The 24,181-nt window shown below is 68.6% G+C and carries 16 protein-coding genes; 6 read left to right on the top strand and 10 right to left on the bottom strand.

What is annotated here, in order from left to right; genetic code table 11:
• Window positions 1-207 precede the first annotated feature (207 nt).
• Together ACT3T5_RS15570 and ACT3T5_RS15575 are read right to left on the bottom strand one after the other, a co-directional pair.
• A complete protein-coding gene (locus ACT3T5_RS15570) occupies window positions 208-2,889 on the bottom strand; it encodes a transglycosylase domain-containing protein (RefSeq protein WP_444594835.1) in 2,682 nt (893 codons plus the stop codon).
• 182 nt (window positions 2,890-3,071) lie between these two features.
• Window positions 3,072-4,487, bottom strand: a complete 1,416-nt coding sequence (locus ACT3T5_RS15575) for a CCA tRNA nucleotidyltransferase (RefSeq protein WP_444579454.1) — start codon at window positions 4,485-4,487, stop codon at window positions 3,072-3,074.
• Window positions 4,488-4,721: 234 nt separating this feature from the next.
• On the opposite strand from ACT3T5_RS15575, the gene ACT3T5_RS15580 reads away from it, so the two are divergent.
• The 5 genes from ACT3T5_RS15580 to trxB all read left to right on the top strand — a co-directional run bounded on the left by ACT3T5_RS15580 (window position 4,722) and on the right by trxB (window position 13,541).
• On the top strand, window positions 4,722-7,124 hold the full coding sequence (locus ACT3T5_RS15580) for a DUF6049 family protein (protein WP_444594836.1): 2,403 nt from the start codon (window positions 4,722-4,724) through the stop codon (window positions 7,122-7,124).
• On the top strand, window positions 7,121-8,860 hold the full coding sequence (gene murJ / locus ACT3T5_RS15585; protein WP_444594837.1) for a murein biosynthesis integral membrane protein MurJ: 1,740 nt from the start codon (window positions 7,121-7,123) through the stop codon (window positions 8,858-8,860). Before ACT3T5_RS15580 ends, murJ begins: the two co-directional genes overlap by 4 nt.
• Before the next feature lie 55 nt (window positions 8,861-8,915).
• On the top strand, window positions 8,916-11,735 hold the full coding sequence (locus ACT3T5_RS15590) for a hypothetical protein (protein ID WP_444594838.1): 2,820 nt from the start codon (window positions 8,916-8,918) through the stop codon (window positions 11,733-11,735).
• A gap of 98 nt (window positions 11,736-11,833) precedes the next feature.
• The gene (locus ACT3T5_RS15595; protein ID WP_444579415.1) at window positions 11,834-12,334 is read left to right on the top strand and encodes a hypothetical protein; all 501 of its coding nucleotides are present in this window, start codon (window positions 11,834-11,836) and stop codon (window positions 12,332-12,334) included.
• A gap of 109 nt (window positions 12,335-12,443) precedes the next feature.
• Complete coding sequence (gene trxB / locus ACT3T5_RS15600) at window positions 12,444-13,541, top strand: thioredoxin-disulfide reductase (protein WP_444579416.1); 1,098 nt, start codon at window positions 12,444-12,446, stop codon at window positions 13,539-13,541.
• A 3,827-nt stretch (window positions 13,542-17,368) separates the two neighbouring features.
• Here the strand turns inward: trxB and ACT3T5_RS15605 are convergent.
• Window positions 17,369-18,313: a ParB/RepB/Spo0J family partition protein gene (locus tag ACT3T5_RS15605; RefSeq protein WP_444579417.1), complete on the bottom strand. Its 945-nt coding sequence runs from the start codon at window positions 18,311-18,313 to the stop codon at window positions 17,369-17,371.
• 118 nt (window positions 18,314-18,431) lie between these two features.
• On the opposite strand from ACT3T5_RS15605, the gene ACT3T5_RS15610 reads away from it, so the two are divergent.
• The gene (locus ACT3T5_RS15610) at window positions 18,432-19,004 is read left to right on the top strand and encodes a hypothetical protein (protein ID WP_444594839.1); all 573 of its coding nucleotides are present in this window, start codon (window positions 18,432-18,434) and stop codon (window positions 19,002-19,004) included.
• Between the two features lie 273 nt (window positions 19,005-19,277).
• On the opposite strand, the gene ACT3T5_RS15615 is transcribed toward ACT3T5_RS15610, so the two are convergent.
• The 7 genes from ACT3T5_RS15615 to rpmH form a co-directional block, all read right to left on the bottom strand.
• Window positions 19,278-20,159, bottom strand: a complete 882-nt coding sequence (locus tag ACT3T5_RS15615; protein WP_444579419.1) for a ParA family protein — start codon at window positions 20,157-20,159, stop codon at window positions 19,278-19,280.
• Between the two features lie 34 nt (window positions 20,160-20,193).
• A complete protein-coding gene (gene rsmG / locus ACT3T5_RS15620) occupies window positions 20,194-20,859 on the bottom strand; it encodes a 16S rRNA (guanine(527)-N(7))-methyltransferase RsmG (RefSeq protein WP_444579420.1) in 666 nt (221 codons plus the stop codon).
• Between the two features lie 8 nt (window positions 20,860-20,867).
• On the bottom strand, window positions 20,868-21,641 hold the full coding sequence (locus ACT3T5_RS15625; protein WP_444579421.1) for a Jag family protein: 774 nt from the start codon (window positions 21,639-21,641) through the stop codon (window positions 20,868-20,870).
• A 73-nt stretch (window positions 21,642-21,714) separates the two neighbouring features.
• On the bottom strand, window positions 21,715-22,821 hold the full coding sequence (gene yidC, locus ACT3T5_RS15630; protein ID WP_444579422.1) for a membrane protein insertase YidC: 1,107 nt from the start codon (window positions 22,819-22,821) through the stop codon (window positions 21,715-21,717).
• 85 nt (window positions 22,822-22,906) lie between these two features.
• Window positions 22,907-23,179, bottom strand: coding sequence for a membrane protein insertion efficiency factor YidD (gene yidD, locus ACT3T5_RS15635; RefSeq protein WP_444594840.1), 273 nt, complete (start codon window positions 23,177-23,179; stop codon window positions 22,907-22,909).
• A 116-nt stretch (window positions 23,180-23,295) separates the two neighbouring features.
• On the bottom strand, window positions 23,296-23,664 hold the full coding sequence (gene rnpA, locus ACT3T5_RS15640) for a ribonuclease P protein component (RefSeq protein WP_444579424.1): 369 nt from the start codon (window positions 23,662-23,664) through the stop codon (window positions 23,296-23,298).
• A 43-nt stretch (window positions 23,665-23,707) separates the two neighbouring features.
• Window positions 23,708-23,845: a 50S ribosomal protein L34 gene (gene rpmH, locus ACT3T5_RS15645; RefSeq protein ID WP_193117699.1), complete on the bottom strand. Its 138-nt coding sequence runs from the start codon at window positions 23,843-23,845 to the stop codon at window positions 23,708-23,710.
• Window positions 23,846-24,181 lie beyond the last annotated feature (336 nt).

A 24,181-nucleotide genomic window follows, 5' to 3' on the forward strand; every position in this document is an offset into this window, starting at 1 on the left:
TCCTGCGATGACGTCGAGACCGGCCGAGGATCTCCGCGGCCTACTTAGGTAAGCCTAGCCTCACGTAATTCATCAGCACAGGGGTCGCGGGGCTCGGATCGGTGATCCGGCTCACGCGTCCTGCAGGCCGTCAGGACATCCCGCCTCGGGCCCTTCCCACCATCAGGGCCTCGCATCCATACAGGCAGTTCGGGAGGCCCCGTCGGCTCAGGTCGCGTCGCCCTCCGCCGCCTCGTCCTTCTCCGGCTTGGCGGATGGCTTCTCCGACTTCTCGGGCTTGTCCGACTCCTTGGGATCGTCCGGCTCCTTGGACGGCTTGTCCGTCGAGCCGTCCGGCTTCTTGGGCGACTCGTCCTTCGACGTCTCGGAGTCCTCCTTGGACTTGTCCTTCTCCTCGTCCTTGGACTTGTCCTTCTCCTCGTCGGACGGCTTCTCGGAGGGCTCTTCCGACGGCTCCTCGGAGGGCTCCTCGGTCGTCGGCTCCTCTGTGGGCTCCTCTTCCGTCGGCTCCTCGCTCGGCTCCTCCTGCGTGGGCTCCGGAGCCTGTGTGGCCGGCGGGGCCTGCGTCGGCGGCGGAGCGTTGCGCTCGCGGGTCTCGTTGTCGAGTGTGACCTCGCCGGGGAATTCGAGCATCTCCTGACCCTCGAGCGAGTGCGACATGATGTCGCCCCAGATCGCGGTGGGGAAGGTGCCTCCGGTCATGTTCTGCTCGCCGCCGAAGGGCGTCAGCCGTTCCTCCGTGGTGCCGTCCTCGGACGGCTGGAACATGCCCACGGCCGTGACCAGCTGCGGGGTGAACCCCACGAACCAGGCCGAGCGGAAGCTCTCCGAGGTGCCCGTCTTGCCGGCCACCTGGCGGCCGTCCATGACGCCCTGCAGGTCCCGAGCGGAACCGGTGGTGGGGGGACCCTGGAGCGCGACCGTCGCATTGATGGCGACGTCCTCGTCGATCACCCGCTTCTCGTCGACCTGGTGCTCATAGCGCGAGGAGCCGTCGGGCCGGGTCACGTCCTGCACGATGTAGGAGTCCCGGTGCATGCCGCCCGCGGCGATGGTCGCGTAGACCTCGCCCATCTCGGTGACCGTCGGGGAGGCCGAGCCGAGCACGTTCGAGGCATCGGCCGAGAGCCCGGGGGTCTTCTCCGGCAGCCCCAGGGCGATCGCGGTGTCCATCGTGCGCTGGGGACCGACCTCGAGGTTCGCCTCGGCGTACGCCGTGTTGATCGAGCTGGCGGTGGCCTTCCTCAGGCTCACCCGGCCGTAGTCGGTGTCGCCGAAGTTGTTGACCGTCCAGCCCGGGAAGGACTTCGGCGAGTTGCCGTCCCACTGGGAGTCCAGCGGGTAGCCGTCCTCGAGCGCCGCGATCAGGGTGAAGGTCTTGAAGATCGAGCCGGCCTGCATGCGCGACTGGGTGGCGTCGTTGCGCGGCTGCGTCACGAAGTCCTCGCCGCCGTACATGCCCCGGATCGCCCCTGTGGAGGGATCGATCGTGACCGTGCCGACGCGGTTCTGCTCCGGCCGGTCCTCGGGGAGGTTCTTGACCGCCTCGGTGGTGTTGTTCTGGATCCCGGGATCGATCGTGGAGACGATCGTGAAACCGCCGGTGTTGATCTCGTCCTCGGTGAATCCCTCGGCGACGAGCTCGGTGCGCACCTGGTCCAGCAGGTAGCCCTTGTCCCCGGCCAGGGAGTTCTCGCTCTTGGGCTTGATGGTGTCGGGGAACTCGAGCGCCTCGGCGTCCTCCGAGGACATCTCCCCGACGTTGACCTCACGGGTGATCACGCGGTCCCACAGCTCGACGGCCTTCTTCTCGTTCACGGCAGGGTCGTAGGAGGAGGGGCCGGGGATCACGGCCACGAGCAGCGCGGCCTCCGCGTCCGTCATGTCCGCGGCGTCCTTGCCGAAGTAGGCCTGCGAGGCCTCCTGCACGCCGTAGGCGCCGCGGCCGAAGTAGATGGTGTTCAGGTAGCGCGACAGGATCTCGTCCTTGTCCAGCTCCTGGTCGATCTTCAGGGCCATGACCGCTTCCTTGGCCTTGCCCACGTAGGACGTCTCGCTGCCCGTGTAGTACCGCTCCACGTACTGCATGGTGATCGTGGAGCCGCCCTGGCGGGCGCCGCCCTGGAGGTTGTTGACCAGGGCGCGCACGACGCCGCGCGGCGAGACGCCGCGGTTCTCGTAGAAGGTGGAGTCCTCGCTCGCGACGACCGCATCCTTGACGTTCTGCGGGATCTCGTCGGCGTCGAGCTCGGTGCGGTTGATCTCGCTGAACGTCCCCATCTCGGTCTTGCCGTCGGCGTAGTAGACCCGGCTGGTCTGGGCGAGGGCGAAGTCGGAGGGCTCGGGGACGGTGGTGTCGTTGTAGAGCCAGACGGCGAAGCCGAGCCCGGCGAGGACCATGAGCGCCATCGCGCCGACGATCAGGCGCAGCGAGGGGAACCAGCGCCACGGGTTCTTCCGGCCCGCCCGCGGATAGTTCAGGAAGTTCGTCGCGGCGACCTTCTTCTTCCGCCCCTTGCCGGCTCCGGCCGCGGCAGCACCGGTCGTCGCCGCCGTGCCCGCGTGGCGGGCGTTGACCGAGGTGCGGCTCGCTCCTCCCGAGGAGGCCCCGCCGCCGTTCTTGGACGCGGCGGATTTCGGGCCGGTGGACTTCCCGGCCGTCGAGGCCGCGCCGGCAGCAGCCGTCGTGCGCTTCGCGGCCGACGAGCTCTCGGCGGAGTCCCCAGCGCGGCGACCGGTACGGCTGGTGCCCTTGGGCTCAGCCGGCTTCGGGGAGGACGAGGGCGCGCGGCGCACACCTGCTGCGCGGCGCGCACCACCGCCCGTCGGCTTCTTCGATCGGTTCGATCGGTCCGACGAGCCGCGGGACGAGCGTCGAGAATCGCTCATGACTGCTCCTGGTCCTTCGAGGGGACGAACGGGTCCACGCGCCGGACGGCGCACGGCTTCCCAGTATGAGCACGCCCCCCGGCCCGACGGAACGTCTCAGCGGGGAAACACACAGGGTGTGCACGACTCATGCGGCCTCACTCACATCCACGACCTGGGCGTAACGACCCGGCTGTCGGATCTCAGCCCTGGTCGCGGGCCTCCCACCAGGCCTTCAGCTCGTCGACGGCACGGTCCTCGCCGAGCGGGCCATGCTCCATGCGCAGCTCGAGCAGGTGCTTGTAGGCGTCGCCGACCTCACGGCCTGGCCCGATCGCGAGGATCTCCATGATGCGGTTCCCGTCGAGGTCGGGACGGATCCGCCCGATCTCCTCCTGCTCGGCCAGATGGTCGATGCGTGCCTCGAGCTCGTCATAGGCGCGCGCCAGCCCTCGTGCCTTGCGACGGTTGCGGGTGGTGACGTCCGCGCGGGTGAGCCGGTGCAGATGCGGCAGGAGATCTCCAGCGTCCGTGACATAGCGGCGCACGGCCGAATCGCTCCACGGCGCCTCGGCGTAGCCGTGGAAGCGCAGGTGCAGCTCGACCAGGCGCGCCACCTTCTTGGTGGTGTCCTTGTCGAAGGTCATCGCCTTCATCCGCTTCGCAGTCATCTTCGCGCCCACGGTCTCGTGGAAGCGGAAGGTGACCACACCGCCGGGCTCGTAGCGCCGCGTCGCCGGCTTGCCGATGTCGTGGAACAGCGCGGCCAGCCGCAGCACCAGGTCAGGAGCCTCGCACGGGCCTCCCGAGCCGGCGGGGCTCTCGAGGTCGATGGCCTGGTCCAGCACGGTGAGGGTGTGCTCGTAGACGTCCTTGTGGTGGTGGTGCTCGTCGATCTCCAGGCTCAGGGCCGGCAGCTCGGGCAGCACATGGGCGGCCAGACCCAGCTCCACGAGCAGCTCGAGACCACCGCGGGGGTGGGCGCCGAGCATGAGCTTCACGAGCTCCTCGCGCACGCGCTCGGCGGAGACGATGGTGATCCGCTCCGCGAGGGACTCGATCGCGTCGGCCGTGGAGTCCTCGATGCGGAACCCGAGCTGGGAGACGAAGCGCACCGCGCGCATCATGCGCAGCGGGTCGTCGGTGAAGGACTGCTCCGGGCCGACGGGGGTGCGCAGCACGGTCCGGGAGAGGTCGGCGAGCCCGTCGAAGGGGTCCACGAGCTCGAGGGAGGGGAGCCGCACCGCCATCGCGTTGACGGTGAAGTCGCGGCGGGAGAGGTCGCCCTCCAGGGTGTCGCCGTACGCGACCTGCGGCTTGCGGCTGGTGGGGTCGTAGGACTCGGTGCGATAGGTGGTGATCTCGACCTTCACGCCGTTGCGCACGCCGCCCAGGGTGCCGAAATCGCGGCCCATGTCCCAGATCGCGCCGTCACGGGTCCACGAGCGCAGGATGGCGTCGGTGTCGTCGGGGCGGGCATCGGTGGTGAAGTCGAGGTCGGAGCTCGACCGGCCGAGCACCGCATCGCGGACCGGGCCGCCCACCAGGGCGAGCTCGAAGCCGGCGGCCTCGAAGCGTCGGCCCAGCTCGTGGATCTCCTCCGGGAGCGCCCGGAACATGCGCTCGGACCGGGTCCGGGCGGTGGCGAGACGATCAGCGGCGGCGCCGGGCCCGTCAGCGGGATCGGCAGGGCCGATGGGGTCGGCGGGGCCGGGGGGGTCGGCGGGGACGGCGGGATCGATCACAGGAGGTCCTGTCGTGGGTCGGAGAGAGGGGCGGCACGGCGTCGACGCGATGTGAGGGTGTCGTGCGCCCGCAACCCCTCTACGGTAGCGGCCGCTTACAGTGTCACCATGCCGTCGTCCCCGCTACCCGTGCGCCCGGTGCTCGCGGCACTGCTGACGGCACTGCTCCTTGCCTCATCGGTGCTGGTGGGCGGCTTGGCGACCCCTGCTTCCGCTGCCCCCGCAGCCGGCGTCCCCGCAGAGCCCGCTGCCCCGTCAGCACCGCCGCAGCCCGCCGCAGATGCCCCGGTGAGCATGGATCTCGTCTCCCTCACCCCCACCTCCCTGGGTCCCGACGGCACGCTCAGAGCCGAGGTCGAGGTGACGAACAACTCCTCGAAGCCGCTGCCGGACGTCGCGCTCGAGCTGCGCACCCGCACGTCCCGGGTCACGGATCGGACGGTGCTCGCCGAGTGGCAGGCCGACACGAGCGCGGACACCTCCGGTGCACCCCTCGCGTCCTCCGAGAATCCCTCCGCCCTCGCTCCCGGCGCGTCCCGGACGCTCACCGTGGAGGCCACCGCCGAGGAGCTCGGCTATTCCGAGGCTCCGTACTACTGGGGAACGCGCCGGATCTCCCTGACCGCCGTCGCCGGCGAGGACCCGCAGGGGGCCATCCGCTCCTTCGTGGTGTGGCGTCCGGCCGACGTCGACGCCACGATCACCCAGTCCGTCCTGCTGCCCGTGGCCTCCCGCGACCCCGCGGCGGCGATCACCGACCCCGAGGCGAACGAGCAGTCCCTGGAGTCGGGCCACCTCGCCACGACCCGCGCCCTCGCCCTGCGCGACGACGTCGACTGGTGGCTGGATCCTGCGCTGCTGGACCCGCCGCAGCTCCCGGTCGATCCGACGCCGGACGCCGACACGGCCGAGGAGGACGCGGACCATCCCGTCCCGACCTATGCCGAGGGCAAGCTCTCGGCCGAGCTCGCCACGGCCCTCACCGAAGGCGTCGGGGAGCGCACCGTGCTCGCGATGCCCTACGCCCAGGCGGACCTCGTGAGCCTCGAGGAGGCCGGGTCGACCACGATGAGCAGCGCCGCCACCGAGCGTGCGCAGGCCACCTGGGAAGCGACCGGCATCGATCCCCGCGGGACGGCGATGGCGCTCGACGGGTCGACGGTCGGCGCCGAGTCCCTCCAGCAGCTGGTCGCTGCCGGCGCGGACGCGGCCATCGTCCCCGCGACCTCCCTGGAGCAGGATGTCGCCTCGACCGTGACCCCGAGCTCGTTCGGCGTCTACGAATCCGAGGACGGCAGCGGCTCCGAGCTGCCGCTGCTCGCACCGGACCCCGTGCTCTCGGACGAGTTCTCCCAGCTCACCGCCGATTCCGATACCGAGCAGACCCAGCAGCGACTGCTCGCGGAGACCGCCACGATCGCCTCGGAGTACACGACGGCTCCTCGCCATCTGCTCATCAGCCCGGACGCCGCCGCAGAGCTCGATGCCACGGCGGCCGGAGCCGCTCTCGATGCGTTCGCCGAGGCCCCCTGGATCACGACCGGGTCGACGGACTCGCTGCTCACCGCCGCCACGAAGCGGGCGTGGACCACCCACGCCCAGGACGACTCCGGCGACCCGTTCGCCCTGGGCCGTGTCAGCGGCGACGACCTGCTGCCCTCCGGCCCGGGGGCCGACGGTCGCTGGGAGCACCTGGACGCGGTCACCGACCCGGAGCTCCTCGAGCCCTCCGTGCTCACCGGCGCCGGGGACACGTGGTCGCACCTGGACACGCTCGCCTCCGTGATGGACGACGACTCCTCGTTGGAAGTGCCGCGGCTCGAGCTGCTCGCCAGCACGTCACGGCTCTGGCGGGGGAACCCGGAGCGCTCCGCGGAGCTCGAGCAGAGCGCGAAGACCGCGACCACCGAGATGCAGGGCAAGATCAAGGTGGTCCCCGCGTCCGGGTACAACCTGATCTCGGACTCCGTGGGCGTGCCGGTCACGATCTCCAACGGCCTCGACACCCCGATCACGGTGAGCACCCGGGTGACGTCGGACCGTCCGCTGGTGCAGATCGGTGACATCGAGGCCGTCGAGGTCCCCGCGCGCAGCCAGGTCGATGCGACCGTCCCGGTCGAGGCGGTCGCCAACGGGACGGTCACCCTGACCACGGTGCTCACCTCGGAGGACGGCCAGGTCCTCACCGAGCCGGTCACCGTGCCCCTGACGGTCAACCCGGCCTGGGAGAACTGGACCACGCTCGTGGTGGTCATCGCGATGGGCGTGCTGGTGATCGTGGGCGTCGCCCGTGCCCGGCACACCGGCGCCTCGACCCGTGCCCCGGCGGCTCATGGTCCGGAGGACCCGGTCGAGCTGTCCCGAACCGGCCTGTCCACGGCCGACACCGGCACGGTCGCGGCGATCTGGTCCGAACGCGCCAAGGAACCACCCAGCCCGCCCGACACCGACACCGACACCGACACCGTCTCTGACCCCGACACCGACCCCCGTGAGGAGGACCGCCCATGAGCTCCGCCCTCCGTGTGCAGCACGTCCCGCGCCATCGCCGTCACGGCGTGCCCTCCAGCCGTTCGAAGCTCATGCAGGCCAGCGTGCTGATGGCCGCCGGGTCCACGGTCTCCCGCCTGCTGGGCTTCGTCCGCAACTTCATGTTCGGCGTGATCCTCGCCGGGTCCACGTCCGCCGCCGCCAGCTCGTTCAGCGCCGCGAACACTCTCCCGAACACCGTCTGGCTGCTCGTGGGCGGCGGCACCCTGAACGCCATCCTGGTCCCCGCGATCGTGCGGGCCGTCAAGCGCCCGGACCGGGGCAGCGACTACATCTCCCGCCTCATGACCCTCGTCGCGACGGTCTCCCTGGCCATCACCGTGATCTGCATGCTCGGGGTCCCGCTCCTGCTGCCCCTGACCAGCGGTGTGCTGCCTCCGGAGACCTACGCCCTGGCCGTGCAGCTCGGCTACTGGATGATGCCGCAGGTCTTCTTCTCGGCGCTGTACGTGATGTGCGGGCAGCTGCTCAACGCCCAGGACTCCTTCGGTCCGTACCAGTGGGCCCCGGTGCTCAACAACCTGGTGGGCATCGTCGGAGCCGCCCTGTTCCTGGGCATGTGGGGCAAGGTCGGCGCTCCCGCGGAGTGGACCCTGCCGATGATCATCGCGATGGCGGCGATCAATGTCGGCGGCTCGGCCGCGCAGGTCGTGTTCCTGTTCTGGTACGTCAAGAAGCTCGATCTGCGGCTGCGGCCGCGCTGGGGATTCCGCGGTCTCGGGCTGGGCAAGCTCTCCAAGATCGGTCTGTGGACCCTCGCGATGCTGGGCCTCGGCCAGCTCGGCGTGTGGGCCACGCGCTGGTCCACCGCCCGCGCCGGTTTCATGACCGAGAAGCTCCGCGACCACCCCGAGCAGGCGGCCCGCTATCCCGGGCTGCTCAGCCTGGACTGGGCCTACATGGCCTTCATGATCCCGCAGGGGATCATCGCGGTCGCCGTGGTCACGGCCGTCTTCCCGACGATCTCCCGGCGCGCGGTCGACGGAGACCACGCCGGCGCCCTCGCCCGGTACGCGGAGACCAACCGTCTGCTCGCGATCCCGATGATGCTGTGCGTGGCCGTGTTCATCGCTCTGGCGGGACCGATCATGTGGGTGATCGGCGGCGGCACCGGCGAGATCGGTGCCCGCGCCAACGGCAACGTGCTGGTCGCCTACATGCTGGGCCTGGTTCCCTTCGCCTCGCTGTACCTGATCAAGCGGGTGTTCTACGCCTACGAGGACGCGCGCACGCCCTTCCTCTCGCAGATCCCGATCACCGTGATCAGCCTCGCGGCGATCCCGGTCATCCTGCTCACGGTCGACCCGATGTGGGCGACGATGACCGCGGCAGCCTGCACCAGCCTCGGGAACCTCGTGGCCTGGCTGCTCGGGATGTGGCAGCTGCGACGGCACGCGAGCCGGCTCGGCACCACACCGCCGAGCATCCGCATCGGAGCGATCGCGGCGGGCAAGCTCCTGGCCGCCACCGTGCTCAGCTGGGCGGTCGGCGCGGGCCTGGTCGCGCTCCTCGACGACGTGATCTGGTCGCATCGCCTGGTGGCGGTGCTGATCGGAGCGGTCATCGGAATGGTGATGGCGGGGGTGTTCACCGCCGTCGGATGGTTGCTGAAGATGAGCGAGGTGCACATGCTGGTCGGGCAGGTACAGCGTGTCGTGACCCGGTTGGCGCGTCGCGGCCGGCCCGTGACCTCGTAGCATGGAAGACGCTCGTGACGGTCGCACGCCCGCACGACGAGGATAAGGACGGTTCGTGAACACGATCTCGCTAGAGGACACCCTGCGCTCTCGGTGGACGCTCGAGGGGAAGATCCCCCTGGCCGGCGTCGCCGACGGCGCTATGTGGCATCGCGCCCGCACCGTGGCCACCGGGGAGAGCGTCGTGCTCTTCATCGTGCAGGGCGAGACCGCCCTCGAAGCGGCCGACGCCGTGCGCCGCGCCTATCTGGTCGATGACCCCCACCTGCTGCCCGTCCGCGAGATCGTCGTGCTCGACGACCCCCGGGACGACAGGACCAGGGCGGACAAGACCGGGGACGACGGAACCTCTGACGACGGACCCGCGGACGACGGGACCGGTGCTCCTGCCGGGAACGGGCCGACGACGGTCGTGGAGTACCCGGTGCCGACAGCGCCACCGCTCGCCGCGCTGCTGGGCTCGACGAGCCTGCATCCGGAGACCGCCCGGTCGATCATCGGCGAGGCCGCATCCGGCCTCGAAGCAGCTCGCCGTCGCGGGGTGCGCCATCAGTTCCTCGACTCGAACCGACTCTTCGTCAACACCCGCTCCGGAGAGGTCGTCGTGCTCGGGATGGGGGTGGAGGCCGCCTCGCACCCCGGCCTGGACCGCTCCCGTGAAGTCGCCTCCTTCCAGGACACCGCGGCACTGGTCGCCCTGCTCTACCGCGCCCTGACGGGGAAGACCCCGAAGCACGGCCCGTCCGGGCTGGTGCCGCTGCCCTCGACCCTCGTCGACTCGCCGATCCCTGCGGACCTCGATCTGCTGTGCGACCTGGTGCTCAACGAATCGGCCGACGACGTCCCCGAGACCACGCGCGAGCTGATCTCGGCGCTCGAGCCCTGGCAGTCGATCCCGGTCACCCTCGAGGCCTACCCCCAGGCGGCAGCGGCACGGCCCACCGCGACCGGAGGCACCGCCGACGCCGGCAGCACCGCGCGCGCCGACAACACCGCCGACGCCAGGGACCTCGAGAACGCCACCGACACCAGCGATACCGACGACACCGTCGTGCGGTCGGCGTCCGGCGCCGCCGTCAGCACCGGGGCGCCAGCGGCGCCCGGGAAGACTGCGGATGCCGAGCTCGCCGAGGACGACACCGACGCCGACACCGACACCGACACCGACACCGAGGACACTGTCGTCCGGCCGACCGCCGGTCTCGTCGGAGCGGCCGGGGCGGTGGGCGCCGCTGGTGCCGTCGCCTCCCGTGCCGGGGGCACGTCGACCGGGGGCACCTCCGCGGAGGCTGCGGACGCCCAGGCCATGAACGACCAGGCGGTTGCCGACCCCGCGGGGGCAGACCAGCCCCTTGGTGACCACGCTGCCGCTGATCAGGCTGCTGCTGACGAATCTGCCGCGGACCAGGCCGCAGAAGAGGCCCGCGCCTCGGCTGCTGCCCAGGAGAGTGCTCGACAGGCCGCCGAGGAGTCCGCGCGCCAGTCGGCCGACGCCAAGGCGATCGTCCAGGAGCTCCGCCTCGATCAGAAGCGCGGAACCAGCCCGTTCCCCGGACATCTGGAGGTCGCAGCACCCGTCGAGCCGGCGTCCCAGGACACCCTGGGCGAGGGCATCCCGGACAGGAGCACCGAGGACCCGAGCAGGTCAGCGCGAGGATCCGAGTCCGCGGACCAGTCGGCATCGTCGGTGCAGGAAGAGACCGCAGCTCTTCCCGCTCTCGGTGCCGGTGCGGCTGCCGCCGCGGGGGCAGTGGCTCTCGCCTCGTCGGCCTCGCACCCTGCCGATGCAGCGTCCGTCTCGTCCACCTCGTCTGCCCCGTCCACCTCGTCAGCTGGCGGATCTCACCAGCCGCTCGCCCCTGCAGGTGGAACAGGCGGCGCTGACGGAACCGCCGGCGCAACCGCTCAGCATCCGTCGCGGCATCGGGGTGACCCGACGCAGCGCGCCGCCGCGCAGACCCCCCAGCAGGCTCCGGAGGACGACGAGTCCGACATGGCGGCCGCTCCGTCGGCCGCAGTGCCTGTCGTCGGCCGCACCGAGCCCGTCGCACCGGCCCGCACGGGCCCGATCGTGGTGCGCGGGCGGGATCGGACTGGGGACGATCAGGAGCCGGAGGAGACCACCACCCCCTCCATGCGCAGCTCGCTCCTGCGTGACGTGGTCAGCGTTGCCGTGGACTCCGATGATCCGAGCACCTATGCCCTCGGTCCCCGTGCCCCGGAGGAGCGCTCCCGGCAGTCCCAGTGGATCATCGCCGGTGCGGTGCTGCTGACGATCATCGCCGCCGTGTTCGCCGTGACCACTGCGACCTCGGGCCTGCGGGACAGGATCTCGGATCCGCTGGAGACCAAGGCCGCGCCGACCACGCCCGAGGCGACGGAGTCCGGCGAGGCACCCGTGGAGCCCACGAAGGAGCCCTCGAAGAAGCCCGAGCTCCCCGTCCCGGAGATCTCCGGGGTCGAGCTGTCCGCCGAAGGCGGGGAGCCCGATCACACCGACCAGCAGGACCGTCTCACCGACGGAGATCCGGCCACGTTCTGGTCGACGCAGCACTACGCCAGCCCGGATTACGGCGGCATCAAGGACGGGGTCGTCCTCGAGCTGTCGTTCGCCGAGAAGTCGAAACTCACCGCCCTCACCGTGACCACCGCCCGCAACACCGGCGGCACCCTCGAGCTGCGCGCCGTGAAGGATGACGGCTCCCTCGGCGACGTCCTCGCCACGGGTGAGTTCGCCGGCGACGGGGAGGTGCGCCTGGAGCCCGACAAGCCGGTCGATGCGGAGAAGGTCGCCCTGTACATCCCCGAGCTGCCTCCGGACAGCAACGAGGCGGGCCGCTTCCGCGCCCGGATCGCCGAGATCACCGCGGAATGACGCCGAAGGTGCCCCGCAGCTCACGACCGCGACGACGGGATTCGGTCCCGTCGTCCGCCGGCCGTCAGAGAGCGAGGCGACGCTCACGTTTTGCCACGATGCTCGGCGTCCCCATTCACGTGGTGCTGATCGCCCTCGTCATCTCGGCTCTCCTCGGCGTGCAGCTCACGGTCGCTCTCGAGCAGTCGACCGCCAATCGTGCGCGCACCGTCTCCTCCTCGGTCGACTCCGCGGCAGGGGCCGGGAAGAATTCGTCCGGTGTTCCCGTTATCAATGAAGGCAGCATCGGAACCGAGGTGCAGAGGCTCGTCGACGCCGGCATGATCCAGCCGCCGACGAGCTTCGATCCCTCGGCCTGCCTGAGACAGCAGGGGATCCCGGAATCGATCCTCATCATGGAGGAGGTGGCATGGAACGCCGACGAGACGCCGGCCTGGCTGCTCGTGCACGGTCCGATGGACCGCGAGACGTTGCAGGCCAACGGCGGCACGGTCTCCGCCACCGTCGTGACACCCGAGTGCGGGAGCCAAGCGTCCGACGCCACCGATCCGGCCGAGCTGAGGCTGTGGTCCGGAGAGGTGATGATCGGCTCCCTGTGAGCCTGGTTCCGTCCCCGGCCCCGTCCCTCCCCATAGCCCATACTTGATCGCGGTCCTCCCGCTGACTGCCGACGACCCACGACGACCCCCACGGAAGGACATCCCTGACATGTCTCAGCCCATCCAGGCCCTGAACATCCTCGGCGCCCCTGCGGCGTCCGCTCCGGCCGCTGCCCCGGCCACCGCTCCCGAGATCTCCGGTGACGAGACCATCCACGAGGTCGTCATCGTCGGCTCCGGCCCCGCCGGCTACACCGCCGCGATCTACACGGCCCGCGCCGAGATGAAGCCGATCGTCATCGCGGGTGCGCTGGATGCCGGTGGCGCGCTCATGACCACCACCGACGTCGAGAACTTCCCGGGCTTCGCCAACGGCATCCAGGGCCCGGAGCTCATGGCCACCATGCAGGAGCAGGCCGAGCGGTTCGGTGCAGAGGTCATCTACGACGATGCCGTGGATCTTCAGCTCGAGGGCGAGATCAAGACGGTCACGCTGGACGACGGCACCGTGTACCGAGCCAAGTCGATCATCCTGTCCACCGGTTCCGCGTACCGCGAGCTCGGCGTCGACGGCGAGAAGGAGCTCTCGGGCAAGGGCGTCAGCTGGTGCGCCACCTGTGACGGCTTCTTCTTCAAGGATCAGGACATCGTCGTCATCGGCGGCGGCGACAGCGCCGTGGAGGAAGCCACCTTCCTGACCCGCTTCGGCAAGTCCGTGACCCTGGTGCATCGCCGCGACGAACTGCGCGCCTCGAAGATCATGGCCCGCCGGGCCGAGGCGGATCAGAAGCTGACCTTCGCGTGGAACAGCGAGGTCGTGAGCATCAACGGCGCGGAGAAGGTCGACTCCGTGACACTGCGCGACACCGTCACCGGGGAGGAGCGCGTCATGCCGACCTCCGCCGTCTTCGAGGCCATCGGCCACCTGCCGCGCACCGACCTGCTGCGCGGCAAGGTCGACCTCGACGATGAGGGGTACATCCTCTGCGAGGGACGCTCCACCTACACCTCGGTGCCCGGGGTGTTCGCCGCCGGCGACGTCGTCGACCACACCTACCGGCAGGCGATCACCGCAGCAGGCTCCGGCTGCCAGGCTGCTCTGGACGCGGAGCGCTGGCTGACCGATCAGGCCGCCCTGGCCGACGAGCTGGCGAAGTCCGCAGCGTCCGAGACGGTGGCCGTCGACGCGGCGCCCGTCGGGCGCTGATCGACCGCTGAGGATGCCGGGAGCGCCTTCCCGGCCGGAGGTCCAAGCCATGGAGGAGATCGACGTCGACGCATCCTCGTCCCCGTCCACCTCCTCGCGATCCTCGACCGGGCCCGCCCCGTCCTCGCCCAGTTCCGCACCGTCCCCGCCCGGTTCCGCACCGTCCCCGCTCATCCCCTCGACGTCGCAGCCCGAGCCCAGCGTCGCCGTCGTTCTGGTGACGGCCGACTGGGCGGGGCCGGCCCGGCCGGCTGCGACCGTGCTGCGGGAACTCTCCCGACGTTGGGGCGACCAGGTACGAACAGGCATCATCGACGCATCCCAGGACGCGTTGCTCGACCTCCTGGCTGTCGACGTCGTTCCCACATGGCTGAGGCTCATTCGACTCGACGTCCACGTCATCGATGCTCCCTCGAACGCGAGTGACGACAACCCGAGGCCTGCAACCCGTAGCGGCTCCGCCACCGCGGAGTCCGGTCTCTCCGCCCGTGACGCTGAGGACTCGGCAGAGGGCGCAGCCGCTGGCGCAGAACCTGGCCGAGCAGGTGGCTCAACAACTCACTCAGCACCGGGCTCAGCTGCGGCGTGGACCGATGTCCCGGTGGGCGTCGCCACGGCGACGACAACGACTACGACTACGGACGGTCCTGCCGGCTCCGAGGAGCATCTGCTGGTCCGCAACCTCACTCTCACGTCCAGCACGGGCGAACGGACAGTCCTTGCCGGAACGTGGAGGATCACGACACGACGCAGGGGAGCTCTTCCGAAACATGAGGTCGCTCGCGACTTCGGCCCGGATGTCGCAGACACGGACGCATGACCGCCGCACCATGACGGCCGGATCCCTTTGCACCATCTGACTGAAGCCCGGAATGTCGACGTCGAGCGCTCTGTCAAACTGACGACGCCTGCAGCGCTTGACGTGCAGAGACAGCTTTGTGCACATAGTTGTCCACATTGATATCCACACCACGACGCGGCTCCATACACATAGTTGTCCACAGCACACTGTGGACAACGAGACGGCGAGAAGATCGCGACAACGTCACTGAATATATAGATGACCAGGGCGAACGCTGATCTTCGGCCACATTCGGCGCGAATCGACTTGTTGTCGATGTGGCACTAACTGTGATGCCAGTCACATGTCGGATTTCGGTTTTCCACAAGGTTGCGCACAGTGTGCATAACGCGAGGCGCGCGCAGACTGCGGCCGTGAGGCTCCAGTGAACTTCCGTCGAGGACGGAGACTCGGCAGTCGATTGAGGAGCTTCACGTGCGGGGTCGGTTCACCCGTCGAAATGGTCTCGGGGGCAGTCATTACTTCCCGTATCGAACGGACGAGGTTCACGTGGGCCCGGAGCATGGAGGGCCGAAGCTCCTCAGCCATCGAATGGCCAGATTCTGTTAATCCTCCGAATCCGGTGTCACCGCGTCCACAGCCCGCTGTGCCAGCGCGGCGCGTTTCGCGTGAAACCTGCCCGCCCCGTTCCCAGCATCTTCATGCGGGAACACGAAGCGAATCAGCCTTGGACCGCGACAAATTGTTCACCTCACAATCTCCGCTGGAAAGCCCAGCCACACCGTAGGCCGCCTCTCGCAGCTGCCGACACAGCACGCCCGCAGCGTGTTTCATGTGGAACCGAGCCGTCTTGCCACCGCGGTAGCTCCCGTTCGTGAGAGGGATGTGGTCCCGATAGTGGGCATTCGGTGACGCACGAAGCACCAGCTGGCGCCGATGGGTTCACGGTGAACGCATCGAGCACGTTTCACGTGAACCGGGTGAGGAGCCGCAGCCTTGTCCCTCACTCCAAGTACAGCGGCGCTTACGGCCTGGATCTCAGGCCCAGTTCCGACTGCTGACCCAAGTCCCGGTTCAGAGCCACGTCCAGAGCGAGTCCATGTCGTACTCCACGCTGAACCGACCCCCTCCCATGCACTCTGTATTCGACGATCAATACGAGAGTCCTGAGAGAACCCTCGAGCACCGAACACCACATTTCTCGCAGCGATGGCGCCGACCGAGCCCCAGCAGCGTTTCACGGGAATCTCAGGTCTTACGAAGGCCACAGGTCGTCATGACGCCACGGCGCATGACACCTTGACACAGACGGGGGCTCGCTGCCCGATCTACGGGTTCTCTGCATAGGAACATGGATCGGGGACTTTGGAGACGTTGCAGCGTTACACGTGAAACACGGGGAGGACTACTCTCCCCGTGTTCTACCCCGTCCTGCGTACACAGTCTGCGAGGGAAGACATCCGGTCACTCATGCGAAGGCTCGTCACCACTGCCCATGCAGTTGTACGAGCGCTGCACACGAGATTCACGTGAAACAACTGGCGGCGCAAATGGTCTGGTGAGGCCACACCTTTTGACGACCGGGCGGGGCAGGGGTTCCAGCAAACCGCCCCGCGGCACTATCGACACATGCTTCGAGTTTCACGTGCAACTCGAATCAGGCGCTGTCAGTATCCTCAGTTCGCGGGGTAGTTCTTCTGTGGCCCAACGGCGTCGGTGCGCCCACCCCTTGGCTACAAGGGAATACGTGCATGCCCTCTACCGGCATGCACTGCTCATCGTCCAGCTTCACGGGAAACGTCGTCGGCAGATCAACCGTTCTCTCCGTACTCGGGGCAAGACGCAAGGATGCTCCGTTTCACGTGGAACTGTCATCCCACACGCTGGTCCAATTCCGAATCAGCAGATCTTCGGGACGCAACGAGCATCAGCCGAACGACATCGCAAGGTGTGCCGACTTGAGGTTCTCGCGGCTCTTGACCCAGATGGGACTGGTCGACGTACTAGGAATACGTTTCACGGGAAACTGCCGCTGGAGCTCGGCGTCACAGCGCCTCTAGGACGAACTGCATGGTTTCACGTGGCACATGGCCGCCCTGGTGCTCCGTTGAGCAGGGTCGACAGTCGCACACATACGAAGAAGAGTTGGAACCTACCCATCGATAACGACCATCGACTGGGATCATCATGCTCGCTACGGAGCCCAATCGAAGTTCAACGTGAAACACCAGGAGTCGTCATCGGCGCCGAGAGTCTTCGCCGTGCCCTAGGTTCCACGGGAAACCGTTGAGTTCTGTTGGGCTCAAAGCTCTCCGCTCGGCGTCTGGTTCAACAGCCCTGGAGCGATGCCTCCGCACCTGCGCCCGAAGGCGAACCTCACCATCAGCAGCGTTGGAGCAGATAGGCGTTTCACGTCAAACGGCCGTGCCCGAGGAGCACCGCGTCGCCCGGCAACTAGAGAGTTCCACGCGAAACTCTCACCTAGCAGATGCGAGGTGACGCCCCGGCTGGGACCGGATCAACCAGAAGACACGGAAGCTGAAGCACCTAGTGACGGCCGCTGGGGCTCAATCCACAGTTGTGTACACATCGGTGGATAACTCGAAGAATCCCACTCCCACCTGCGGCGGGATCTCAACAGGCTATCCACAATCTGACTCCCGGCCGAGGCGTCACGTTCACTGGGCGACCGTGGCTAACGGTTCTCCGAGACGGGCCAGCACGGTTGTGACAGGTCGGGAATCAACGTCACATACAGCTGGTTGAAGCCACATGTGACGCTCGCCATACCCTTTGCCTCTCCGTGCCGTCGGGGACCACTCCCACCCGGCAGAAGCACGGAGCACTCGCGCTGCCCGCATACCTCCCGGCGTGTATCAGGGCCAGCACCCCGCGGTCCGCGGGGTGCTGGCCCGAAGAATCACGCCCCGAGCAAGGCCCCTACAGAGCACCACCCTCCAGGACACAGACGAGGGGCCGGCGATTCCGCCGGCCCCTCGTCGCTGTCAGTCCAACTCCGCGCTGATCAGTCCTCGGAGTCCTCATCGGAGCTCGTGACCGGAACAGCCAGACCCATCGAATCGATCAAACGATCCAGATCCTCGAGATTCGTGAACTCCAGCGTGATCTTGCCCTTGCGCTTGCCCACGTCGATGCGAACAGGCGTCTCCAGCCGGTTCGACAGCCGGCTGGTCAGGTCAACCACATGGGGATCGTAGGTCGTGCGTCGAATCGTGCGGGCAGGGGCCTGCTGCCCGCCGCGAGCCACCAACCGCTCGACCGCACGCACCGACAGGCCTTCGCTGACGATCCGCTGAGCGAGCTCCTCCATCAGGGCAGGATCGTCCAGGGAGAGAAGGGCTCGGGCATGACCGGCGCTCAGGGCACCGCTCGCCAGTCGACGCTGCACGAGTGCGGGCAGGCGCAGAAGGCGCAGCGTATTGGTGATCTGCGGACGCGAGCGACCGATCCGTTCACCCAGCTCGTCCTGGGTGCAGCCGAAGTCCTCCAGCAGCTGCTGGTAGGCGTTCGCCTCTTCCAGCGGGTTCAGCTGCGCACGGTGCAGGTTCTCGAGCAGGGCGTCACGGAGCAGGTCATCGTCGCTGGTCTCGCGGATGATCGCAGGGATCGCGGTCAGCTCGGCGCGACGGGCCGCCCGCCAGCGCCGTTCACCCATGACCAGCTCGAAGGATTCACCTTCGTCGGTGACGGGGATCGGCCGCACGACGACGGGCTGCAGAACGCCGACCTCACGCAGCGAGAAGGCGAGCTCGTCGAGCTCGTCGTCATCGAACATCGTGCGCGGGTTCCGCGGGTTCTCCCGGATCTCATGGATCGGGATCTCGGCGAACTCGGCGCCGGGGACGCTCACCAGCTCCTGGCGGCCGATCCCGTCGGCAGCGGTTCCCGCGTCCGAGGGGGTCTCTTCAGAGGCGGGCGGTGTCGCGTCGACCTCTTCAGGCTGTGCCACTTCAGCAGCAGCCGGAGCCGGCTGCACGGCCTCGAGGTCGACAGCCGGATCAGATGTCCGCTCCACCGCGACGGCCGACGGTGACTCACTTTCCGAGGCGCTCTGTGATGCTGAGCTCGTGGCTGCTGCTGCCGACGGGGTGTCCGAACTCGGCTCCGGGTCTGCAGGAGCGGCCTTCGCGTCAGTGGCCGTCGCGTCTGTCGCCTTCGCGTCAGCAGGCTTCGCAGCAGCGGGCTTCTCGGAGGCCGCGCTCTGCGCAGGAGTCGGTGTCGTTGACGCGATCTTCGGCGCCTCGGACTCTGCAGGGACCGCGTTCGCTGCCGTGGACTTCGTGGACGTGGACTTCGTGGACGAGGACTTCGTGGACGAGGACTTCGTGGACGACGGTTTCGTCGTCCGGGACTTCGTGGATGGCGCCTTCGTGGATGACGCCTTCGTGGTCGACGCCTTCGACGAGGACGACTTCGACGAGGACGTCTTCGAGGACGAACCGGCCTTGCTCGTGGTGCGCGCGCGGGCGGGCTTGGCGGGTTCCGGGCTCTCAGGGGCCTCGGTCGATCCCTCCGTGGACGACGCGGAGCCACGGGAGGTCGTCGCCCGGGTCGATGCGCCACGGCCGCGGCGCTGGGCGGCCGCCCGTGCCATCTCGCCCGCCAGATCCGTGCGAGCGCCCCGGTCCCGCTGTGGGTAGTCCTGGCCCTCGGAAGCTTTCTCCCCGGAGAAGAACATGTCCACCGGACGAGTGCTCGACGGTGCCTGATCAGTGGCGGACGCTCGCTGCGCGCGGGTGCGCAGCTCCTGCTCCGGAGCGGGGCTCGAACCAGCGCCCGGGATCAGGGCGCCGAGTCCTCGACCGAGTCCTCGCTTCTGCGTCATGGCCGTTGTCCTTCCGGAAAGTGTTGTTCAGCAGGGGATGGTCCTGAGGCACGCGGGGCGTCGTCGCGACTGTGCCTCGAGGGTGCTGTCATGGGGCGGGTCGGATGGTGAGCTCGTGGGCGGCGGCCCGGTAGGCCAGGGCGCCGCTCGAACTCGGATCGTACGTGAGCACCGTCTGCCCATAGCTCGGGGCTTCCGAGATACGCACGGAGCGGGGGATCGTCGTCTCCAGGGTCTGCTCCGGGAAGTGCTCCCGGACGTCCTGTGCGACCTGTGCGGCGAGCCGGGTTCGGGCGTCGTACATGGTCAGCATGATCGAGGAGACCACCAGCTCGGGGTTGAGATGCTGGCGGATCAGATCGATGTTGTTCAGGAGCAGGCTCAGGCCCTCGAGCGCGTAGTACTCGGCCTGGATCGGGATCAGCACCTCGCGGGCCGCGACCAGTGCGTTCACGGTCAGCAGGCCCAACGACGGCGGGCAGTCGATCAGCACGTAGTCCAGGCGGGGCATCCCTTCGGAGTCGCGGTGATCGAGGTAGTCACGGATCGCGTTGCGCAGTCGGTTCTCACGGGCCACCAGGGAGACCAGCTCGATCTCCGCGCCGGAGAGGTTGATCGTGGCCGGCGCGCACTGCAGCCGCGGCATGTCCGGGACGTCCTGGACCACGTCCGCCAGCGGAGCGGACTCCACGAGCACCTCGTACATGCTCTGGACGTCGGCGTGGTGCTCGATGTCCAGCGCGGTGGAGGTGTTCCCCTGCGGATCCGCGTCGATGACCAGCACGTGCAGTCCGCCCATGGACAGGGCCGCTGCCATGTTCACGGTCGTCGAGGTCTTGCCGACGCCGCCCTTCTGGTTGGCGATCGTGATGATCCGGGTCGACTCCGGGGCGCCGAACTGGACGCCATCGAGCTTCTTGCGGCGTGCGTGATCTCTGGCGAGCTCGCGCATCAGCGGAGTGTCTTCCATTGCACCTCGTCCTGGGGAGGAGTCTTCGTGCTGTTCAGCCACGGGCCTCTCCCTTCCTGGTCGCCTGTGCACGGCGACGCACGTGGACCACTGTAGTGGGAACCTCGACCTCACCGATCCCGTACTGCGCAATGCGCGGATCGATGCCGCCCAGCTTCGTCAGGGCCTTGGTGGCCCTGTCGACCTCTTCGGCCGCAGACCCGCCCTTCATCGCCAGCAGCTCCCCGCCCTCGGCCACCAGCGGAAGGGTCCAGCGGGAGAGCTTGTCCAGCGCCGCCACCGCCCGAGCGGTCACGACGTCGAACGTCCGCTCGCCATGGAGGTCCTCGGCGCGGGAGCGCACGACCTCGAGGCCGAGGCCGAGCTCGGCGTCGACCTCCTCGAGCCAGGTGGCTCGTCGCTGCATGGTCTCCACGAGCGTCACCGTCAGGTCGGGGCGGGCGATCGCGAGGACCACACCGGGAAGGCCGGCGCCGGAGCCGATGTCGGCGAGAGTGCGTGCCGACGGATCGATGGCGTCGGCCATGAGGGCGCAGTTGAGGATGTGTCGTCCCCAGAGCCGGTCGACCTCGCGGGGCCCGATGAGACCGCGTTCGGGTCCCTGCTCGGCGAGCATGCTCGCGAAGCGCTCCGCCAGGTCGAGACGGTCTGCGAACAGACGCTCCGCCGACGGGCGCAGGGGATCGGGAAGGGGCAGCACCGGACGCCTCAGGAGGCCGGGTAGATCACGACGTGGCGGTTCTTGCCGTCACCGTCGGACTCGGACCGCAGACCCTCGCGCTTGGCGACGTCGTGGACGACCTTGCGCTCGAAGGGGTTCATCGGGCGCAGCGGGATCGCGGCGCCCCCCTCCTTGGCCTCCGAGACAGCCTTCTCGGCGAGCTCCTCGAGGCTGCCCTTGTGCTCGGCACGGAATCCGCCGATGTCCAGCATCAGACGGGAGCGATTGCCGGTCCGGGACTGCACCGCCAGGCGCGTGAGCTCCTGCAGCGCGTCCAACAGCTCGCCCTTGGGTCGGTTCAGCGCCGCGAGGCGATCAGCACCCGCGACCTCCACGGAGGCGCGGTCGCCGTCCACGTCGATGTCGATGTCCCCGTCGAGGTCCGCGATATCCAGCAGCTCCTCGAGGTAGTCGGCGGCGATGTCGCCCTCCTCCTCGAGCCGGCGCATCCGCTCCTCCGAGGTCTCGGCCGGAGTGGCCTCAGCGGTCTCGTCCGCGGCGTCATCCGTGGTGGGGGCAGGAACGGACGTCTCGGCAGCACCGTCGTCGGTAGCACCGTTGCCGGCTGCACCGCTGTCAGCTGCGCCATCGGCCTCGCCGGCGGAGCGCGCGAGAGGTGCTTCGTCGTCCGGGACGTCGTTCTCCTCGGGACCGGCGGGAGCGTGCGCGGCGGGCTGTGCGGTCACGTCCTGCTCGGGAGCAGCGCTCAGGTTCTCGGCGGCCTCGTCGGCCGTGGGGACATCAGGCGTGCTGTCGTTCATGAGGATCCTCCGGGGACATGCTCGGGATGAAAGAGGTGCGCCCCGGGAGCATCGGTGCTCCCGGGGTGCGAGGTCACTTCTTACGCTTCTTCTTCGCGCCCTTGTTCAGCGCGGACGAGCCCGACGACGGCGGGGTCGGGGTCTCACCCGCTGCCTCCTGCGCCGCACGACGCTCCTCGGCCGCCTTCTCCCGGGCGGCCCGTGCACGCTCGAGCTTCTCCTGGTCCGAGAGCTTCTTGCCGCCCTTGTTCTTGGACGCCGGCTGCACGCGCAGCGGCTGCTCGGGCTCCGGCTCGGCCGAGACCTTCTTCGGCGGGGTGAAGTCGAGGGGCTCGAGGCCCTTCTTCTCCCGCTTGGCGTTGATGCGCTCGTGCCGCGCCTTCGCGGCGTCCGATCCCGGCGTGGGGGCCGCCTGGATGACGATGTACTGCTGGCAGAAGGTCCACACGTTGGTGGTCAGCCAGTAGATGAGCACACCGATCGGCATGCCCGGGCCCGTGATCACGTAGATGAACGGGAGCATGTACAGCATCATCTTCTGGGTGCTGGCCATAGGGCCTTCGAGGGCCGCCTTGGGCATGTTCTTCATGGTCAGCGACTTCTGGGTGAAGAAGGTGACCGCGCACATGCAGGCGATGATGATGCCCGCGACGATGCGGGTGGTGACGCCGCCGTCACCGGGGCTCAGGAAGCTGTAGGCGATGGTGATGTCGCCGAAGAACGTGGAATGGCTCGCACTCTTGGCAAGCTCAGGGGTCAGCGGACCGAAGGCGGTTCCCGCTGCCGCGTCGGGCAGCTTGTTGAACAGCACGCGGAACAGACCGAAGAAGATCGGCATCTGCAGCAGCACCGGCAGGCACGAGGAGAACGGGCTGGCGCCCGCCTCCTTGTAGATCGCCATGGTCTCTTCGGCCATCTTCTGCTTGGAGGCCTGGTCCGTCTTGCCCTTGTACTTCTTCTGGACGGCCTGCAGCTCCGGGGAGACCATCTGCATCGCGCGCGAAGCGCGGATCTGACGCACGAACAGCGGGATGATCAGGGTTCGCACCACGACGGTGAGGCCCACGATCGAGAGCACCCAGGTCAGCCCGGAATTCGGCTCCATGAACACCGACAGCACGGCATGGAACTTCACCATGAGCCATGCGACGGCCCATTCGATCGGATACAGGGGGTTCATCGGCCTGGTCTTCCTGCCGCACGGATGCGCATGACGTTCATACGAGGTGTCGGCTGTGGTCGGGAATCTTGGACAAGAGTAGGCCCTAGTGGGCTGAGTGCCGCAGTCGGGGTGGATTCCTCCACATGCCCGGGGCGGGGACCGGGTCGGGGCCCCCGTGACTGAGGGGATTGCAGCGAAGAATCCGTCCCGAGGTCAGGATCGTTCCCTTCACGGCGCCGTGCACCCGCAGGGCATCCATGCCGTACTGCGAGCACACCGGGTCGTACCGGCAGGCCGGCGGGGTGTAGGGCGAGATGCCGACCTGATAGGCGCGCACCAGGAGGGCGAGCAGCCGGCGCGGGAGCTGGAGCACCACCTGCGCAGGAGCACGACGGCCCCCTGGGTCACCGGCTGGACGGCCGGCTGGACGGGGAGCACCGGTGCCACCGACGTCGGCGGAACGCCCGGCGACCTCACCAGTCCCGTCGCCCGTCACCGGACACCGCCGCGACGACGCTCGAGCTTGCGCACCGCCGAGCCGAGCCCGGAGACCACGTCGGCCTCGAGCTCGTCGAAGGGCTGCTCGTCGATGCCGGGCAGTGCGCGCAGCACGATGGCCGACCCCGGAGGCAGGCCTGCGAACTGCGGGCGCACGATCTCGCGCAGGCGACGGGTCACCCGATTGCGCACCACGGCATTGCCGATCCGCTTGGACACGACGAATCCCACGCGGGGTGCATCTCCGTCCTGCGGAAGCAGGGAGAGGTGCACGACCACGTGGGATCGGGCGCTGCGCACTCCACCACGAGTGATGGCGCGGAACTGTTCGCCGGTATGCAGCCGGTGACTAGACCAGTTCACAGGACCGTTGCCTGAAATCCCTGGTCACGTCGGCAGATCCGTCTCAGGCGGAGAGCTCGGCGCGACCCTTGGTGCGACGTGCGTTCAGGATGGCGCGGCCGGCGCGGGTACGCATGCGGGCGCGGAAGCCGTGCTTCTTCGCGCGACGACGGTTGTTCGGCTGGAACGTGCGCTTGCTCATCGGTTCTCCTCGATCATGGGCACGGACGTGCCCTTCGCGGTGGTCTGTAGGTCTGCTGCACGAACGGGCCGTCCGGGCGCACCCGCTCTCGCGGGGCGGCTGCCGTGACACCGATCCGACACCGGAAAGGGGTCCGCAGTGGACCCGGGAACCGCATCGGGACGTCGCGCAGCGCTGACTGGTCGATCTTAGGAGCGAGTCCGCGACGGGTCAACGGCAGGAGCCCGTAGAGGGCGCGTTGTGGCCGGATTCTCACTTATCCCCGGCGATTCGTGCCCGGACCGGTGCTCGAGCCGCCGTCCGACCGCCGCTGGGCGGAGACCGGGAGGCATGTCC

The organism is Brachybacterium sp. AOP3-A1-3, from assembly GCF_052378285.1.
Taxonomy (GTDB): domain Bacteria; phylum Actinomycetota; class Actinomycetes; order Actinomycetales; family Dermabacteraceae; genus Brachybacterium.

What these genes read in the sequence shown, in the direction of transcription:
- yidC (WP_444579422.1), bottom strand. Translation starts at nt 22,821, where the DNA reads ATGAACCCCCTGTATCCGATCGAATGGGCCGTCGCATGGCTCATGGTG.
- trxB (WP_444579416.1), top strand. Translation starts at nt 12,444, where the DNA reads ATGTCTCAGCCCATCCAGGCCCTGAACATCCTCGGCGCCCCTGCGGCG.
- murJ (WP_444594837.1), top strand. Translation starts at nt 7,121, where the DNA reads ATGAGCTCCGCCCTCCGTGTGCAGCACGTCCCGCGCCATCGCCGTCAC.
- rpmH (WP_193117699.1), bottom strand. Translation starts at nt 23,845, where the DNA reads ATGAGCAAGCGCACGTTCCAGCCGAACAACCGTCGTCGCGCGAAGAAG.
- ACT3T5_RS15615 (WP_444579419.1), bottom strand. Translation starts at nt 20,159, where the DNA reads ATGGAAGACACTCCGCTGATGCGCGAGCTCGCCAGAGATCACGCACGC.
- ACT3T5_RS15575 (WP_444579454.1), bottom strand. Translation starts at nt 4,487, where the DNA reads ATGTTCCGGGCGCTCCCGGAGGAGATCCACGAGCTGGGCCGACGCTTC.
- ACT3T5_RS15570 (WP_444594835.1), bottom strand. Translation starts at nt 2,889, where the DNA reads ATGAGCGATTCTCGACGCTCGTCCCGCGGCTCGTCGGACCGATCGAAC.
- ACT3T5_RS15595 (WP_444579415.1), top strand. Translation starts at nt 11,834, where the DNA reads ATGCTCGGCGTCCCCATTCACGTGGTGCTGATCGCCCTCGTCATCTCG.
- ACT3T5_RS15580 (WP_444594836.1), top strand. Translation starts at nt 4,722, where the DNA reads ATGCCGTCGTCCCCGCTACCCGTGCGCCCGGTGCTCGCGGCACTGCTG.
- ACT3T5_RS15625 (WP_444579421.1), bottom strand. Translation starts at nt 21,641, where the DNA reads ATGAACGACAGCACGCCTGATGTCCCCACGGCCGACGAGGCCGCCGAG.